At 74.7% G+C, this 14,889-nt stretch carries 14 protein-coding genes; 9 read left to right on the plus strand and 5 right to left on the minus strand.

Annotation, left to right across the window (positions count from 1 at the left end; translation table 11 throughout):
- Positions 1-394 precede the first annotated feature (394 nt).
- Entirely contained in the window at positions 395-1,123 is a 729-nt protein-coding gene (locus H505_RS39035) for an ABC transporter ATP-binding protein (protein WP_034516056.1), read from the minus strand.
- Positions 1,120-1,635 carry a PadR family transcriptional regulator gene (locus H505_RS0100385; RefSeq protein WP_026400376.1) on the minus strand — a complete coding sequence of 172 codons (516 nt, stop codon included), beginning with the start codon at positions 1,633-1,635 and terminating at the stop codon, positions 1,120-1,122. The genes H505_RS39035 and H505_RS0100385 overlap by 4 nt, the downstream gene beginning before the upstream one ends.
- A gap of 117 nt (positions 1,636-1,752) precedes the next feature.
- Here H505_RS0100385 and H505_RS0100390 point away from each other — a divergent pair, with 117 nt between their 5' ends.
- From H505_RS0100390 to H505_RS39040, 3 genes are all read left to right on the plus strand, one after another.
- The gene (locus H505_RS0100390; protein WP_026400377.1) at positions 1,753-2,853 is read left to right on the plus strand and encodes a S1C family serine protease; all 1,101 of its coding nucleotides are present in this window, start codon (positions 1,753-1,755) and stop codon (positions 2,851-2,853) included.
- Between the two features lie 124 nt (positions 2,854-2,977).
- Complete coding sequence (locus tag H505_RS0100395; protein ID WP_026400378.1) at positions 2,978-5,260, plus strand: FdhF/YdeP family oxidoreductase; 2,283 nt, start codon at positions 2,978-2,980, stop codon at positions 5,258-5,260.
- A gap of 38 nt (positions 5,261-5,298) precedes the next feature.
- On the plus strand, positions 5,299-5,952 hold the full coding sequence (locus H505_RS39040; protein WP_051299962.1) for a DUF1707 SHOCT-like domain-containing protein: 654 nt from the start codon (positions 5,299-5,301) through the stop codon (positions 5,950-5,952).
- 33 nt (positions 5,953-5,985) lie between these two features.
- On the opposite strand, the gene H505_RS39045 is transcribed toward H505_RS39040, so the two are convergent.
- Positions 5,986-6,756 (minus strand): TetR/AcrR family transcriptional regulator, encoded by a 771-nt coding sequence (locus H505_RS39045; protein WP_051299963.1) that lies wholly within the window; start codon positions 6,754-6,756, stop codon positions 5,986-5,988.
- A gap of 164 nt (positions 6,757-6,920) precedes the next feature.
- Between H505_RS39045 and H505_RS0100410 the strand changes: the two genes are divergently transcribed.
- Positions 6,921-7,940: an alcohol dehydrogenase catalytic domain-containing protein gene (locus H505_RS0100410; protein WP_026400379.1), complete on the plus strand. Its 1,020-nt coding sequence runs from the start codon at positions 6,921-6,923 to the stop codon at positions 7,938-7,940.
- Between the two features lie 15 nt (positions 7,941-7,955).
- On the opposite strand, the gene H505_RS0100415 is transcribed toward H505_RS0100410, so the two are convergent.
- Both H505_RS0100415 and H505_RS0100420 read right to left on the minus strand, forming a co-directional pair.
- Complete coding sequence (locus tag H505_RS0100415) at positions 7,956-9,347, minus strand: amidase (RefSeq protein WP_026400380.1); 1,392 nt, start codon at positions 9,345-9,347, stop codon at positions 7,956-7,958.
- Positions 9,344-10,372 (minus strand): D-2-hydroxyacid dehydrogenase, encoded by a 1,029-nt coding sequence (locus H505_RS0100420; RefSeq protein WP_034516059.1) that lies wholly within the window; start codon positions 10,370-10,372, stop codon positions 9,344-9,346. The genes H505_RS0100415 and H505_RS0100420 overlap by 4 nt, the downstream gene beginning before the upstream one ends.
- A gap of 271 nt (positions 10,373-10,643) precedes the next feature.
- On the opposite strand from H505_RS0100420, the gene H505_RS0100425 reads away from it, so the two are divergent.
- From H505_RS0100425 to H505_RS0100445, 5 genes are all read left to right on the plus strand, one after another.
- Entirely contained in the window at positions 10,644-11,126 is a 483-nt protein-coding gene (locus tag H505_RS0100425; protein ID WP_199748066.1) for a DUF3830 family protein, read from the plus strand.
- A 16-nt stretch (positions 11,127-11,142) separates the two neighbouring features.
- On the plus strand, positions 11,143-11,904 hold the full coding sequence (locus H505_RS0100430) for a maleate cis-trans isomerase family protein (RefSeq protein ID WP_034516244.1): 762 nt from the start codon (positions 11,143-11,145) through the stop codon (positions 11,902-11,904).
- Between the two features lie 32 nt (positions 11,905-11,936).
- Entirely contained in the window at positions 11,937-12,719 is a 783-nt protein-coding gene (locus tag H505_RS39050; protein WP_051299965.1) for a maleate cis-trans isomerase family protein, read from the plus strand.
- Positions 12,720-12,735: 16 nt separating this feature from the next.
- The gene (locus H505_RS0100440; RefSeq protein ID WP_026400384.1) at positions 12,736-13,401 is read left to right on the plus strand and encodes a GntR family transcriptional regulator; all 666 of its coding nucleotides are present in this window, start codon (positions 12,736-12,738) and stop codon (positions 13,399-13,401) included.
- A 101-nt stretch (positions 13,402-13,502) separates the two neighbouring features.
- A complete protein-coding gene (locus H505_RS0100445; RefSeq protein WP_026400385.1) occupies positions 13,503-14,756 on the plus strand; it encodes an aspartate aminotransferase family protein in 1,254 nt (417 codons plus the stop codon).
- Positions 14,757-14,889: the final 133 nt, after the last annotated feature.

Consider the following 14,889-nt stretch of genomic DNA (forward strand, 5'->3'; position numbering starts at 1 on the left):
CGCGCGGGATCGCCGCCGGCGGCGTCCGGGCGGGCGGGGTGCGCGGGGTCGGGACCGCGGCCGTGGACGACCGCCTGGACCTCGACGTCCCCGGCGCGCAGCGTGGTCGAGAAGGTCGGGAAGGGGCGGCCCGCCGCGGCGACGCCCGGTTCGCGGGCGAGCGCCGCGAGGGCGGCGGGAGCCGGCGCGGCGGCGACGGCGTCGGGGCCCGCGGTCGCGGCGCGGGTGCGCTCCCACGGGTCGTCGGCCGCGCCCCGGACGAGCAGGCCGAGCGTGAGGGTCGCGGCGGTGGCGGCGATCGCGAGCAGCAGCAGGAGGGCCTGCGCGGGGCGGCGGCGCAGGTCGCGCAGCGCCAGCCGCAGGACGAGCGCGGCGCGGCCGGTCGGCGCGGCCATCAGACGAGCCCGGACAGCGGGCCGAGGCCGCCGGTCCGCCCGGTCAGGACCGTCTGGTCGACGAACGCGCCGTCCCGCATCGTGATCAGCCGGTCGGCGGTCCCGGCGATGCGGGAGTCGTGCGTGACGACGACCAGCGTGCGGCCCTCGGCGCGCAGCGCGGCGAACAGCCGCAGGACGTCGGCGGCGGCCGCGCTGTCGAGGTTGCCGGTGGGCTCGTCGGCCAGCAGCAGCGGCGGGTCGTTGACCAAGGCCCGCGCGACCGCGACCCGCTGCCGCTGCCCGCCGGACAGCGCGCCCGGCAGGTGCCCGGCGCGGTCGGACAGCCCGACGCGCTCGAGCAGGTGCGCCGCGCGGCGGCGGGCGGTGCGCCGGGACGCCCCCGCCAGCAGCGCGGGCAGCTCCACGTTCTCCAGGGCGGTCAGCTCGTCGACCAGGTGGAACGCCTGGAACACGAAGCCGACGCGGTCGCGCCGCATCCGCGCCGCGGCGGCCTCGGTGAGCCGGTCGATGCGGCGCCCGGCGAGGCGGATCTCGCCCGCGTCCGGACGGTCGAGGCCGCCGAGCAGGTGCAGGAGGGTCGACTTGCCGCAGCCGCTCGGACCCACGATGCCGACGGTCTCGCCGGCCGCGACGTCCAGCCCGACGCCGTCCACGGCCCGGACGAGCGCGGGCCCGGACCCGTGGTGCCGGCACAGCCCCCGCGCGCTGATCACGTACTCGTTCACTCGGCTTCCTTCGTCCAGTGGGTCTCGCAGGCGTCGAGCCAGCGCAGGTCGGCCTGCAGGCGGAGCGCCGCGCCCTCCAGCAGGAGCGCGGCGCGGCTCCCGGGCGGTTCGGCGAGCGCGGCGCGCTGCACGCCGGCGAGGCGGCGCAGCAGGTCGCGGCGCTGGGCGTCGACGATCTCGACGGGGTCGGCGAGGCGGGCGGCGCGGGCCGCGACGAGCTTGAGGTGGAACTCGGTGGGCGCCGTGCGCTCCCAGTCCTGCTCGGCGAGCCATGCGGCGACGCGCTCGCGGCCCGCCGGGGTGAGGTCGTGGACCTTGCGGTCGGGGCGGTCGGACTGGCCGACCACGCGGGACTCCACGAGCCCGGCCTTCTCCAGCCGCCGCAGCGTCACGTACACCTGGCCGGCGTTCAGGTCCTCGCCGAGCGGGCCGAGCGCGTCGCGCAGGCGCGCGCGCAGCTCGTACCCGTGCGCGGGTTCCTTGGCCAGAAGCGCCAGGACGATGTCCTGCATCGGCCCCCCTCCGTCGAGGCTTATAGCTAACCGTTAGGCAGATCCGCGGTCAACTCGGCCGGGGACTATTCACCGGGGATCGGGAATTATGGGTGGAAAGGGGTGAGGAGGGGCTCAGTGACCGAACTCCCCGGACGCCGCGGAAGCGGGCGCCGCGGACTCCGTGCCGTGCTGCCGCTGCTGCTGGTCGCGCTGCTGGCCTTCCTCGTCCCCTCCTGCCGCCTGCCGGGCGAGGAGACCGAGACCGCCGTCCCGCCCGTCACCGCGACGGAGGTCGCCCCCGAGCGGACGGACTTCGCCGAGCGGCAGCCGGGCGTCGTCAACATCACGGCGGTGCGGGGACTGGAGAGCACCCGGGCCGCCGGAACGGGCATCGTGCTGGACGCCGCGGGGTTCGTGCTGACCAACAGCCACGTCATCCAGGGCGCCACCGGGCTCGAGGGCACCGACACCGACAACGACCGCACCTACCGGGCGCGGGTCGTCGGGTACGACACGTCCCAGGACATCGCGGTGATCCGGCTGACCGGCGCGTCCGGGCTGCCGGCCGCGCGGTTCGCGCCGGTGTCCACGGTCGCGATCGGCGACCCGGTCACCGCCGTCGGCAACGCGGGCGGCGACGGCGGCGAGCCGAGCGTCGTCACCGGGCACGTCACCGCGCTGGGGCAGACGGTCACCGCCCGGGACGACAGCGACGGCAGCGTCGAGCGGCTCGCCGGGATGATCGAGGTGAGCGCGCCGATCAAGCCGGGCGACTCCGGCGGCCCGCTGCTGAACTCCGCGGGCCGGGTGATCGGGGTCAACACGGCCGCGTCGGCCGCGCTGAAGGGGAACGCGCCGGACGGGCGGGAGCCGCGCGGCTACGCCATCCCGGCGGACCGCGCGCTGGAGATCGCCGCGCAGATCCGGCGCGGGGAGGCGTCCGCGACCGTGCACATCGGCGAGACGGCGATGCTGGGCGTGATGGTGCGCGGCAACGGGACGGAGCCGGGCGCCCGCGTCGTCGAGGTCGTCCCGGGCGGTCCCGCCGACGCCGCCGGGATCCCGGTGGGCGCGGCGATCGTCACGTTCGGCGGCGAGGGCGTCGACTCGCCGTCCGCGCTGACCGGGCTGATGCTGCGCCGCCACCCCGGCGACGTCGTCCGCATCGAGTGGGTGCGGCCGGGCGGCGGGATCGTCGCCGTCGACGTCCGGCTGGCGAAGGGGCCGCCGCAGTGAACGCCGCAGTGACCGCGCGGCGCGCGCGCTGAGCTTTTCCGTCCGCCGGAGTCCGGGCCTTTCCGGGGCGCGGTTCCGTGCGACAGTGGGAGGTCACAGCGCCGAGCCCCACGAGGATGTGACCATGAGCCGCAAGGCCCCCTCCGGCGACTTCGATGACGCCGGACTGCAGGTGTCGAAGCCGAAGACGTGGGCGGCGGGCGTGCCCGGAGTGGCGGCCGCGCTGCGCGATTCGTACGAGCAGATGGGCGCCGCGCGGACGGCGCTGACGCTGCTGCGCGTCAACCAGAAGCAGGGGTTCGACTGCCCCGGCTGCGCCTGGCCCGAGGGCGACGAGCGGCACGTCGCGGAGTTCTGCGAGAACGGCGCGAAGGCCGTCGCCGAGGAGGCCACGACGCGGCGGATCACTCGGGAGTTCTTCGCCGCGCACACGGTCGACGAGCTGGGCGAGCGGTCCGACCACTGGCTCGGGCAGCAGGGCCGGCTGACCGAGCCGATGATCAGGCGCCCCGGCGCCGCGCACTACGAGCCCGTCGGCTGGGACGACGCCTTCGCGCTGCTGGCGTCCGAGCTGAACGCCCTCCGCTCGCCCGACGAGGCCGTCTTCTACACCTCGGGACGGACGAGCAACGAGGCGGCGTTCGCCTACCAGCTCTTCGTCCGCGAGTTCGGCACGAACAACATGCCCGACTGCAGCAACATGTGCCACGAGTCGTCCGGCTCCGCACTGACCGAGACGCTCGGCGTCGGCAAGGGCTCGGTGCTCCTGGAGGACCTGCACGAGGCCGACCTGATCTTCGTGGTCGGGCAGAACCCGGGGACGAACCATCCGCGGATGCTGTCGGCGCTGGAACGCGCCAAGAAGGGCGGCGCGCGGATCGTCGCCGTCAACCCGCTGCCGGAGGCCGGGCTGATGCGGTTCAAGAACCCGCAGCGGCCGTCCGGCGTCACCGGCCAGGGCACCGCGCTCGCCGACCGCTTCCTGCAGATCCGGCTGAACGGCGACCTCGCGCTCTTCCAGGCCCTCAACCGGCTGCTGCTGGAGTCGGACGCGCCGGACGCGGTCGACCGCGCGTTCATCGACGCGCACACGCACGGGTTCGAGGCGTTCGAGAAGCACGTCCGCGACCTCGACTGGGGCGACGTCCTGGAGGCGACCGGGCTGACCCGCGGCGAGATCGCCGCGACGCTCGGGGACGTGCTCTCCGCGGAGCGGATCGTGGTGTGCTGGGCGATGGGCCTCACCCAGCACCGCAACTCGGTGCCGACGATCCGCGAGGTCGTCAACTTCCTGCTGCTGCGCGGCAACGTGGGCCGCCCCGGCGCGGGCGTCTGCCCCGTCCGCGGCCACTCCAACGTGCAGGGCGACCGCACGATGGGCATCTACGAGAAGCCCGCGCCCGCCTTTCTGGACGCGCTGGAGGCCGAGTTCGGGTTCGCGCCGCCGCGCGCGCACGGCCTCGACACCGTCGGCGCGATCCGCGCGATGCGGGACGGCGCGGCGAAGGTGTTCTTCGGGATGGGCGGCAACTTCGTCCGCGCCACGCCCGACTCGGCCGTCACCGAGGCGGCGCTGCGGAACTGCCGGCTGACCGCGCACGTCTCGACGAAGCTGAACCGCTCGCACGCGGTGACCGGCGAGTACGCGCTGATCCTGCCGACCCTCGGCCGGACCGAGCGGGACGTGCAGGAGTCCGGCGCGCAGTTCGTGTCCGTCGAGGACTCGATGGGCATGGTGCACGCGTCCCGGGGCCGGCTCGCGCCGGCGTCGGAGCACCTGCTGTCGGAGGTCGCGATCGTGTGCCGGCTGGCCCGCGCGGCGCTGCCCGCCTCGGTCGTCGACTGGGCGGCGATGGAGCGCGACTACGACGTCGTCCGCGACCACGTGTCCCGGGTGGTGCCGGGGTTCGCCGACTACAACGCCCGCGTGCGCGCGCCGGGCGGGTTCGTCCTGCCGCACGCGCCGCGCGACGAGCGCCGCTTCCCGACCGCGACCGGCAAGGCAAACCTCACCGTCAACGGGCTGGAGGTGCTGCGGGTCCCGGAGGGGCGGCTGCTGCTGCAGACCGTCCGCAGCCACGACCAGTACAACACCACCGTCTACGGGCTGGACGACCGCTACCGGGGCATCAAGGCCGGACGCCGCGTCGTGTTCGTCAACCCGTCCGACCTGGCCGCCCTCGGCCTCCCGGACGGCGCCCTCGTCGACCTCGTGTCCGAATGGTCCGACGGGACCGAGCGGCGCGCACCGGAGTTCCGGGTCGTCGGCTACCCGACCGCGCCCGGCTGCGCGGCGGCCTACTTCCCGGAGACGAACGTGCTGGTGCCGCTCGACAGCACCGCCGAGATCAGCAACACGCCGACGTCGAAGTCGGTGGTGGTCCGGCTGGAGCGGCGCGCGGATTGACCCTGCACGCGGGCGTCCCGGCGGATTAGGCTGGCTCCATGACGAACCTCCCCGACCATGCCGGGACGTCCGGGACGCCGGAGATGCGGGCGTCCGACACCGATCGGGACCGGGTGGCGCAGATCCTGCGGGACGCGGCGGGCGACGGCCGGCTCACGCTCGCCGAGTTGGACGAGCGCCTCGACGCGGTGTACGCGGCCAAGACGTACGCCGAGTTGCAGCCCCTCACGCGGGACCTGCCCGCCACCGGCGCCGCCGCGGCCCCGCCGCCGGTGGTCGGGGCGGACCACCGTCCGGTGGACGGCGCGCCCACGTGGAAGACCGGGATCGGCGTCCTCAGCGGGTTCCGCCGGTCGGGCGTGTGGAACGCGCCCCGCTCCTTCTTCGCGTTCGCGTGGTGGGGCGGCGGCAAGATCGACCTGCGGGAGGCGCGGTTCACCGAGGGCGAGACGACGATCCACGCGTGGGCGATCATGGGCGGCGTCGAGGTGGTGGTGCCGGACGACGTCGCCGTGCACGTCCGCGGCCTCGGGATCATGGGCGGGTTCGACGGGCGCGCCAGCGGGCCCGGCGAGCCGGGCGCCCCCAAGGTGGTCGTCAAGGGGTTCGCGTTCTGGGGCGGCGTCAACGTCAAGCGCCGCGCCCGCAAGGGCACGAAGGACGACCGCGCCCGCAAGGCCATCGAGGACTGACGGGGCCAGCGGGACTGGCGCGGACGAGCGGGGCTAGCCGGGATCGGCGCCGGCCGGCGCGGCCGGGCGGTGCGCGGCGGGCCCGCCGACGATCCGGTCGAGCCACTCCCCCAGCAGGGCGTTCTCGGTCGGGGTGAGCCCGGCGGCGGGCTCGTCGGCGAGCGCGGCCCGCAGCGCGATGGCGAGGGCCGGCGCGCCGCCGTCCCCGGCGCCGTCCGCGCCGCCCGCCGCACCGCCGGACGTCCCGTCCCGGGGCCCGGCGGGGAGGATCAGCGCGGCGAAGAGGGCGTCGCGCATGCGCGCGGGCAGGGCCGGGTCGCCCTCACCGGCGATCAGCGCCAGCACCACGCCCGTCCCCGCCGCGTGGACCATGCGGGCGGCGATCTCGACCGGCACCCGCAGCCGCCCCGCGCGGGCGACGGCCCCGATGAGGCCGAGCAGGATCTCGTGGGCCTCGGCGGCGGCGGGCGGGCGGCGGGCGGTCCCGTACATGAGGGTGTAGAGCTCCGGGTTCGACAGGCCGAACTCGAGGTGCAGGTCCCAGCCCCGGCGCAGGTCCTCGACGGGGTCGCCGGTGCGGGGCTGCGCGCGCTTGCTCGCCAGGTACCGCTCGAACCCGTACGCGGCGACGGCGTCGAGCAGCCCCCGCTTGTCGCCGAAGTGGTGGTAGAGGGTCGGCGCCCCGACTCCGGCGGCGCCGCAGATGGCCCGGGTCGAGACGGCCTCGCCGCCCGACTCGGCGACCAGCCGCGCCGCGGCCCGCAGGATCCGCTCCCGCGCGTCGACGTCCTTCTGCACAGTCACAACAACGATGCTACAGAAAATTTGCGAGCACCGATATGGCGGTGTGACCTGCACAAACGCGCGCCCGGACCGTCGGCGCTCTATAGCAGAGCTACAAGAGTTGCTATATCGTCGTTAGCGGCGGTCGGCGCGGCCGCCACCGCAACGACGAAGGGAGCGCAGCCATGCGCAGCGCCGTTCTCACCGCACCGGGCAAGCCGCTGGAGATCGTCGAGCGCGACGTGCCCGCGCCCGGCCCCGGGGAGATCCTCGTCCGGGTCACCGCGTGCGGGATGTGCTTCTCGGAGGTCAACCACCTCCACGACCACTACCCCTTCGGGGCGTTCCCGACGGTGCCCGGCCACGAGATCACCGGCGTCGTCGAGGCGCTCGGCGACGGGGTGTCCTGGCCCGCGCCCGGCACCCCGGTCGGCGCCGCCTGGATCCACGACTCCTGCGGGCGCTGCGACAACTGCGTCCGCGGCGACCAGATCCTGTGCACCGGCGGCCCGAAGCACGTCACCGGCGTCAACCGGGACGGCGGGTACGCCGAGTACTTCGTCGCCCGCGCCGGATTCGTCACCCCGCTCCCCGACGGCCTCGACCCGGTCGCCGCCGCGCCGCTGATGTGCGCCGGGATCACCGCGTTCAACGGGCTCCGGCAGGGCGGCGCCACCGCCGGGTCGAAGGTCGCCGTGCTCGGCACCGGCGGCGTCGGGACGCTCGCCGTCCGGTTCGCGGCGGCGATCGGCGCCCGCGTCGCCGTCGTGTCCCGGTCGCGCCGCGCCGAGGCGGAGGCCGCGGCCCTCGGCGCCGAACTGTACGTCGCGACCGACGAGCAGGACCCGGCCGAGGCCCTGCGGGCCTGGGGCGGCGCCGACCTGATCATGAACACGGCGCCGAGCACCGCGGCGGCGCTGGCCGCGTTCGAGGGGCTGCGCCCGGACGGGACGCTGCTGTTCCTCGGCTTCGACGGCGCCGAGGCGTCGGTGCCGCCCGTCTCGCTCGTCCTGCACCGGCGGCGGATCATGGGCAGCCCGTCGGGGTCCCCGCACGACCTGCGCGACACCCTCGCGTTCGCCGCCGCGCACGGGATCGTCCCGGACGTCGCCCCGATCACGCTCGACGAGGCGCCCGGCGTGCTGGCCGCGATGGACGCGGGCACGCATCGGGGCCGCGCCGTGATCGTCTTCGACCGGCCCTGACCGGCGGGCGCGGCGTCAGGGCCACCAGGGGCGGGCGGCCTCGAACGCGGAGCAGGCCCGCATCACCAGGGCGTCGGCGTGGCGGGCGCCGACGACCTGCAGCCCGACCGGCAGCCCCGCCGCGGTCGTCCCGCACGGGACGCTCGCGGCGGGCTGCTGCGTCATGTTGAACGGGTACGTGAACGGGGTCCAGCCCGTCCAGCGCGGGGACGGCGACCCCGCCGGGACCTCCGCGCCCGCCTCGAACGCCGGGATCGGCATCGTCGGGGTGAGGAGCAGGTCGTAGCGCTCGTGGAACAGGCCCATGATCCGGCCCAGCTCCATCCGGCGGGCGGTCGCCGCGAGGTAGTCCAGCGCCGAGTACCGGGCGCCCTGCTCGCAGATCTCCCGCAGCCCCGGGTCGAGGGCCGCGAACCGCTCGGGCGTCAGATGCTCGACGACCTTCGCGGCCCCGGCGAACCACAGGACCTCGAACTCCGCCACGGGGTCGCCGAAGCCGGGGTCGGCCTCCTCGACCTTCGCGCCCAGCTCGGCGAAGGCTTCGGCGGCCGCCGCGGCCAGCGCCGCGACCTCCGGGTCGACCTCCGCGAACCCGAGCGCCGGGCTGTAGGCGACGCGCAGGCCCGTCAGGTCCGGCTCCCGCTCCGCGGGGGAAAGCCGGAACGGGGCCGCCGGCGGCGCGAGCGCCGACCAGTCGCGGGCGTCCGGGCCGCACACCGCGTCCAGCAGGAGCTCCGCGTCCTCGACGGTCCGGGTCATCGGCCCGACGTGCGCGAGCGTCCCGAACGGGCTCGCCGGGTAGTGCGGGATCCGCCCGTACGTCGGCTTGATCGTGAACGTGCCGGTGAAGCTCGCGGGGATCCGGACCGAGCCGCCGCCGTCGGTGCCGAGCGCGAGCGGCGCCATGCCCGCCGCGACGGCCGCCGCCGCCCCGCCGGACGACCCGCCGGCCGTCCGCGACGGGTCGGCCGGGTTGCGGGTGACGCCGGTCAGCGGCGAGTCGGTGACGCCCTTCCACGCGAACTCGGGCGTGGTCGTCTTCCCCGCGAACACCGCGCCCTGCGCGCGCAGCCGCGCCACCGACGGGGCGTCCTCGGTCCACGGGCCGGACGGGTCGATCGTCGTCGAGCCGCGCAGCGTCGGCCAGCCCTCGGTGAGCAGCACGTCCTTGATCGAGACCGGCACGCCGTCCAGCGGGCCGAGCACCGCGCCGCGCCGCCACCGCTCCGCGGACGCCCGCGCCATCGCGAGGGTCGTGTCCGGATCCACCAGGCAGTACGCGTTGATCCGCGGGTCGTCCCGCTCGATGCGGGCGAGGACGGCCTGCGCCGCCTCCACCGGGGACAGCGCGCCCGCCCGGTAGCCGTCGACCAGTTCGGCCGCGGTCAGGTCGGCCGGGTCCGTCATCGTCCTACCCCCTCCGGGCGGCGCGGGGCACCCGTCCCCACGTAGCCGAGTCGCTTGTCCACGACGTTGCGCAGCGGCCGTCCGGTCGCGAAGCGGTCGAAGTTCTCGACGAACAGCTCGACCAGTTCGTCCCGCCAGCCCACCGTGTCGCCCGACATGTGCGGCGACACGATCACGTTCGGCAGATCCCACAGCGGGGACTTCTCCGGCAGCGGCTCCTCCTCGAACACGTCGAGGGCCGCGCCCGCGATCCGCCCGTCCCGCAGCGCCGCCACCAGGTCGTCCTGGACGACCAGCGCGCCGCGGCCCACGTTGATCAGCCGTGCCGACGGCCGCATCCGCGCCAGCGCGGCGGCGTCGATCATGCCGCGGGTCCGCGGGGTGAGCGGGGCGGCGAGCACGACGTAGTCGGCCTCGGCGAGCGGCCCGGCCAGGTCGTCGGCGGCGTGCACGTCGCCGAAGTCGGGGTCGCCGGTGCGGGCGGTGCGGCCCGCGCCGCTCACCCGCAGCCCGCAGGCGGCGAGCCGCCGCGCGACGGCCCGGCCGATCGGGCCGGTCCCGACGACGAGCGCGCGCCGGCCGGTGACCCGCTCGGTCTCCCGGTGCCGCCAGCGCCGCTCCGCCTGCAGCCGGACCGTCCCGTGCAGGTCCTTCGCGAACGACAGCACCAGCCCGAGGACGTACTCCGCGATCGGCTCGTCGAACACGCCTCGCGAGTTGGTGAGGACGGTGTCACTCTCGATCAGCCCCGGGAACATCATCCTGTCGACGCCGGCGCTGGCGATGTGCACCCAGCGCGGCGTCCGGGCGCCGTCCCCCTCGGGCCACGCCGCGGCGAGGGCGTCGGAGAGGAAATCCCATACGAAGACCGCGTCGGCCTCCGAAACGGCGGCGGCGAGGTCGGGTGCGCGCACGTACCGGACGTCCGCCCGGCTCTCCACGTCGGCCATCCCGGACGGCTCGACGTCCCCCGTCAGCACCGCCACCACGGGCGGTGCACCGGCTGCGGTCGAAGGCTGCTGCATCGGCTCTGCTTTCGGGGTTCCGGGAGTTTACGAGATGGCAACTCGGGGAGGCATTGACACGCTAGGAAGGCTTCGTAGGATTGTCAACAATCAGCGCGGCCGACGATCGGCCCACCGACCGCGCTGATCGTGCTGCAAGACCGTCGCAACCGCTGCCCAAGCATGGCCAGGACGGATCCCAAAGCGCTCTAACGCAAGAGCAAGAGTCCTTTCGGGTGGCGACGCTCTCGCCCACCCCCTGTTCACGGGGAGGCCCGGCATGCCCAAGCTGATGACCATCTCCCTCGAGCGGCGCGGCGTCTCGTGCGTCGCGGAGCTCCTGGAGAAGGACGCGCCGCGCACCTGCGAAGCGGTGTGGCGCGCGCTGCCGCAAGGCGGCGACGCGTACCACGCCAAGTACGCGCGCAACGAGGTCTACACGATGGTCGAGTACTTCTCGGACGAGGAGATCGGCCAGGAGAACCCCACCGTCACGCCCATCCCCGGCGACGTCGTCCTCTTCTCCTTCCCGGGCGGGATGCTCGACCGGAAGTTCAAGGAGGAGAAGAACATCCACGAACTGCCCGGCGTCATCGACCTGGCGATCTTCTACGGCCGCAACAACCTGCTGCTGAACGGGGACGTCGGCTGGGTGCCGGGGAACGTGTACGCGACGATCGTCGACGGCCTCGACCGGATGGCCGAGGCGTGCAACGACGTCTGGCGCTCCGGCGGCGTCGGCGAGCGGCTCGTCTACCGCCGGCACGAAGGTTAGAGCGGTGGCCGCCCAGATGACATTCGACCCCACGCTGGTCGTCGGTCCCGAACTGCTCGCCCAGCAGGGGATCGGCGTGGTCGCGCCCTTCGACTTCGCGCTCGACCGCGAACTGTGGCGCTGGACGCCCGACGACGTGTCGCTGTTCATGACCCGGCTGCCGTACGTGCCGGTCCCGGTCACGGTCGAGATGGCGTCGGCGCTGTCGGACCACTCGATCGTCCGGCAGGCCGTCCGCGACGTGCTGGCCCCCGAGCCGCTCGCGGTCGCGTTCGCCTGCGCGTCCGGGAGCTTCATCCGGGGCCGCGCGGGCGAGGAGACCCTGCACGAGACGATGCTGGCGGCGGGCGCGCCCGCGGCGGCGACGACGTCCGGCGCGCTGGTCGAGTCGCTGCGGATGCTCGGCGTCCGCCGCGTCGCGGTCGTCACGCCGTACATCGACACGGTCACCGACCGGCTCGTGTCGTTCCTGGGCGAGCACGGCGTGGAGGTGGTGTCGTCGGTCGGGATGGGGCTGCTCAGCCACATCTGGAAGGTCGGCTACGGCGAGGTCGTCAGCGCGGTGTCCGCGGTCGACCGGCCGGACGCCGAGGCCGTGTTCATCAGCTGCACCAACGTGCCGACCTACGACATCATCGCGCCGCTGGAGCAGATGATCGGCAAGCCGGTGCTCACCTCCAACCAGGTCACGATGTGCTCCGCCCTGCGCGCGATGGGCCGGTCCGCCAACGGCGCCGGGCAGTCGCTGGTGCAGTTCGGCAGCCCGACCGCCGCCTGACCCGCACGACCTCGAGAGTAGGATTGTCGACAATGTCGCGAACCGAACTGAGTGCCGGTTTCCTCTACCCGGGCTACAGCGCCGAGGACGACTACCCGGCCATCGAGGCCGCCCTCGGCGACGTCCGCCTGCCCGTCGTCCACACGCTGATGCGCGAGGACGCGCACCGCGTGGACGCCCTCCTCGACGTCGGCGGCCCGGACGTCCTGGCCGCCGGCGCCGGCAAGCTGCGGGAGACCGGCGCGGCGGCGGCCGTGTGGGCCTGCACCAGCGGCAGCTTCGTCTTCGGCTGGGAGGGCGCCGAACAGCAGGTCGCGGGCGTCGCGCGGGCCGCCGGGATGCCGGCGTCCAGCACGTCGTTCGCCTTCGTGAACGCGGCCCGCGCCCTGGGCCTCACCCGGGTCGCGGTCGCCGCGACCTACCCCGAGGACGTCGCCGAGAAGTTCGGCGACTTCCTCGCCCGCGCCGGCGTCACGGTGGTGTCGCTGTCCTGCAAGGGCATCGTCACCGCCGCCGAGGTCGGCACCCTCGGCCGCGAGGAGGTCCTCGCCTTCGTCGCGGCCAACGATCACCCGGACGCCGAGGCGGTGCTGGTGCCCGACACCGCGCTGCACACCGTGTCCTGGCTCGACGAGCTGGAGGCACGGGTCGGCAAACCGGTCCTTACGGCCAACCAGGTCAGCGTCTGGGAGGGCCTCCGGCTCGCGAGCGGCGAGTCGCCCTCCGGCGGGTTCCGGCCGCGCACCGGCTTCGGCCGGCTGTTCGCCGCGCCCGTCCCCGAAGCGGCGCCCGGACGTCCGGCCTGGAGGCTCTGACGAAAGGTGACCTCCCATGAGCCGATTGGGCGAGCTTGAACCCGTTCCCCGCAAGTCCACCGTGGAACTCGTCTCCGACGAGCTCCGCGCCGCGATCATGTACGGCTCGCTCGAGCCGGGCGACCAGCTGGGCGAGGCCGAGCTGGCCGCCCGGCTGGGCATCAGCCGCGGGCCGCTGCGGGAGGCGATGCAGCGGCTCGTCCAGGAGGGCCTGCTGGTCAGCGAGCCGCACCGGGGGCTGTTCGTGATCACGTTGGACGAGGGCGACGTCGAGGACGTGTACCTGGCGCGGCTCGCGATCGAGCGCGCCGCCGGCAAGCTGATCATGGAGCGGAACCGGGGCGAGGCCGTCGCCCGGCTCACCGACGCCCTGGAGGGCCTGGTCGAGGCCGCGCGCGAGCGCGACCGCGTGAAGATGAGCGACGCCGACCAGGCGTTCCACGAGGTGCTCGTGAGCGCGTCCGGCAGCCAGCGCCTCGAGCGGATGGCGCACACGCTGCTGGTCGAGACGCGGATGTGCCTCAACGCCCTGCAGGACACCTACCCCGAGCCGGACGACCTCGTCGAGGAGCACCGGCGCATCGTCGACGCCATCGGCGACGGGGAGGAGGAGCGGCTGATGCGGCTCATCGAGGAGCACATGACCGACTCCATCCAGAGGCTTCGGAAGGAGGCCGGGTAAAGACTGGCCCCACGGCCACATTCATGGCCCCTCCCCCTCCGTCCGGAGGGGCGCGGTGGCCTAGGCTGTCGATTGTCGACAATCTACCGAGAGGGACTCCGATGGCGACGCTGTCACCTCTGCTGAAGCAGGCGACCCCCGTCCTGGCCGAGCGCGGCGAGGGCGTGTACCTCTACGACGGCGACGGCCGCCGGTACCTCGACTTCACCGCGGGCATCGGCGTCACCAACACCGGCCACTGCCACCCGCGCGTGGTCGCGGCCGCGCAGGAGCAGGTCGCCACGCTGATCCACGGCCAGTACACGACGGTCATGCACCGGCCGCTCCTGCGCCTCGTCGAGGCGCTCGGCGGCGTGCTGCCGTCCGGCCTCGACTCGGTGTTCTTCCTCAACTCCGGCAGCGAGGCCGTGGAGGCGTCCATCCGGCTCGCCCGGCACGCCACCGGACGGCAGAACATCGTCGTCTTCCACGGCTCGTTCCACGGCCGCACCATGGGCGCCGCCGCGCTCACCACCGCCGGCACCAAGTTCCGCGCCGGGATCGGCCCGCTGATGCCCGGCGCCGTCGTCGCCCCGTTCCCGCAGGCGTACCGGTACGGGTGGGACGAGGACGAGGCCGTCCGGTTCGCGCTCCGCGAGCTCGACTACGTCCTCGCGACCACCTCGCCCGCCGCCGACACCGCCGCGTTCGTCGTCGAGCCGGTCCTCGGCGAGGGCGGCTACATCCCGGCGCCGCCCGCGTTCCTCGAGGGGCTCCGCGAGCGGGCCGACCGGCACGGCGCCCTCCTCATCGTCGACGAGGTGCAGACCGGGTACGGCCGCACCGGGAAGTTCTGGGGCCACGAGCACAGCGCCATGCGCCCCGACGTCCTCATCACCGCGAAGGGGCTGGCCAGCGGATTCCCCCTCTCGGCGATCGCCGCGCCCGCCGCGGTCATGGAGAAGGCGTGGCCGGGGTCGCAGGGCGGCACCTACGGCGGCAACGCGGTGTCGTGCGCCGCCGCGCTCGCCACCCTGGAGGTCATCCGCGAGGAGGACCTCGTCGGCAACGCGGCCCGCCTCGGCGCCCGGCTGAACGACGGCCTGCGCAAGATCGCCGCCGACCACCCGGTCATCGGCGACGTCCGCGGCCTCGGCCTCATGCAGGCCGGCGAGTTCACGACCGCCGACGGCGAGCCCGACGCCGCGACCGCCCAGCGCGCCCACCGCGCCGCCGCCGACCGCGGCCTGCTGCTGCTCACGTGCGGCGCGCACGGCAACGTCGTCCGGCTGATCCCGCCGCTGGTGGTGAACGAGGAGCAGATCGACGACGCCCTCGCCGTCTGGGCCGACGCGGTGGCCGAGGCCACCGCCTGACCCGCCGCCCGGACGCCCCGCGAAGCCCCGGCTCCGCGGGGCGTCCCGCTCCCCCGGTCCCGACGCGAGATCCGGCTGCGGGGACGCCCGCGGGGTCGGTCCACTCGCCCCTATCGCGGGGTTCGCGCTGGGC

It is taken from the genome of Actinomadura rifamycini DSM 43936 (assembly GCF_000425065.1).
GTDB lineage: Bacteria > Actinomycetota > Actinomycetes > Streptosporangiales > Streptosporangiaceae > Spirillospora > Spirillospora rifamycini.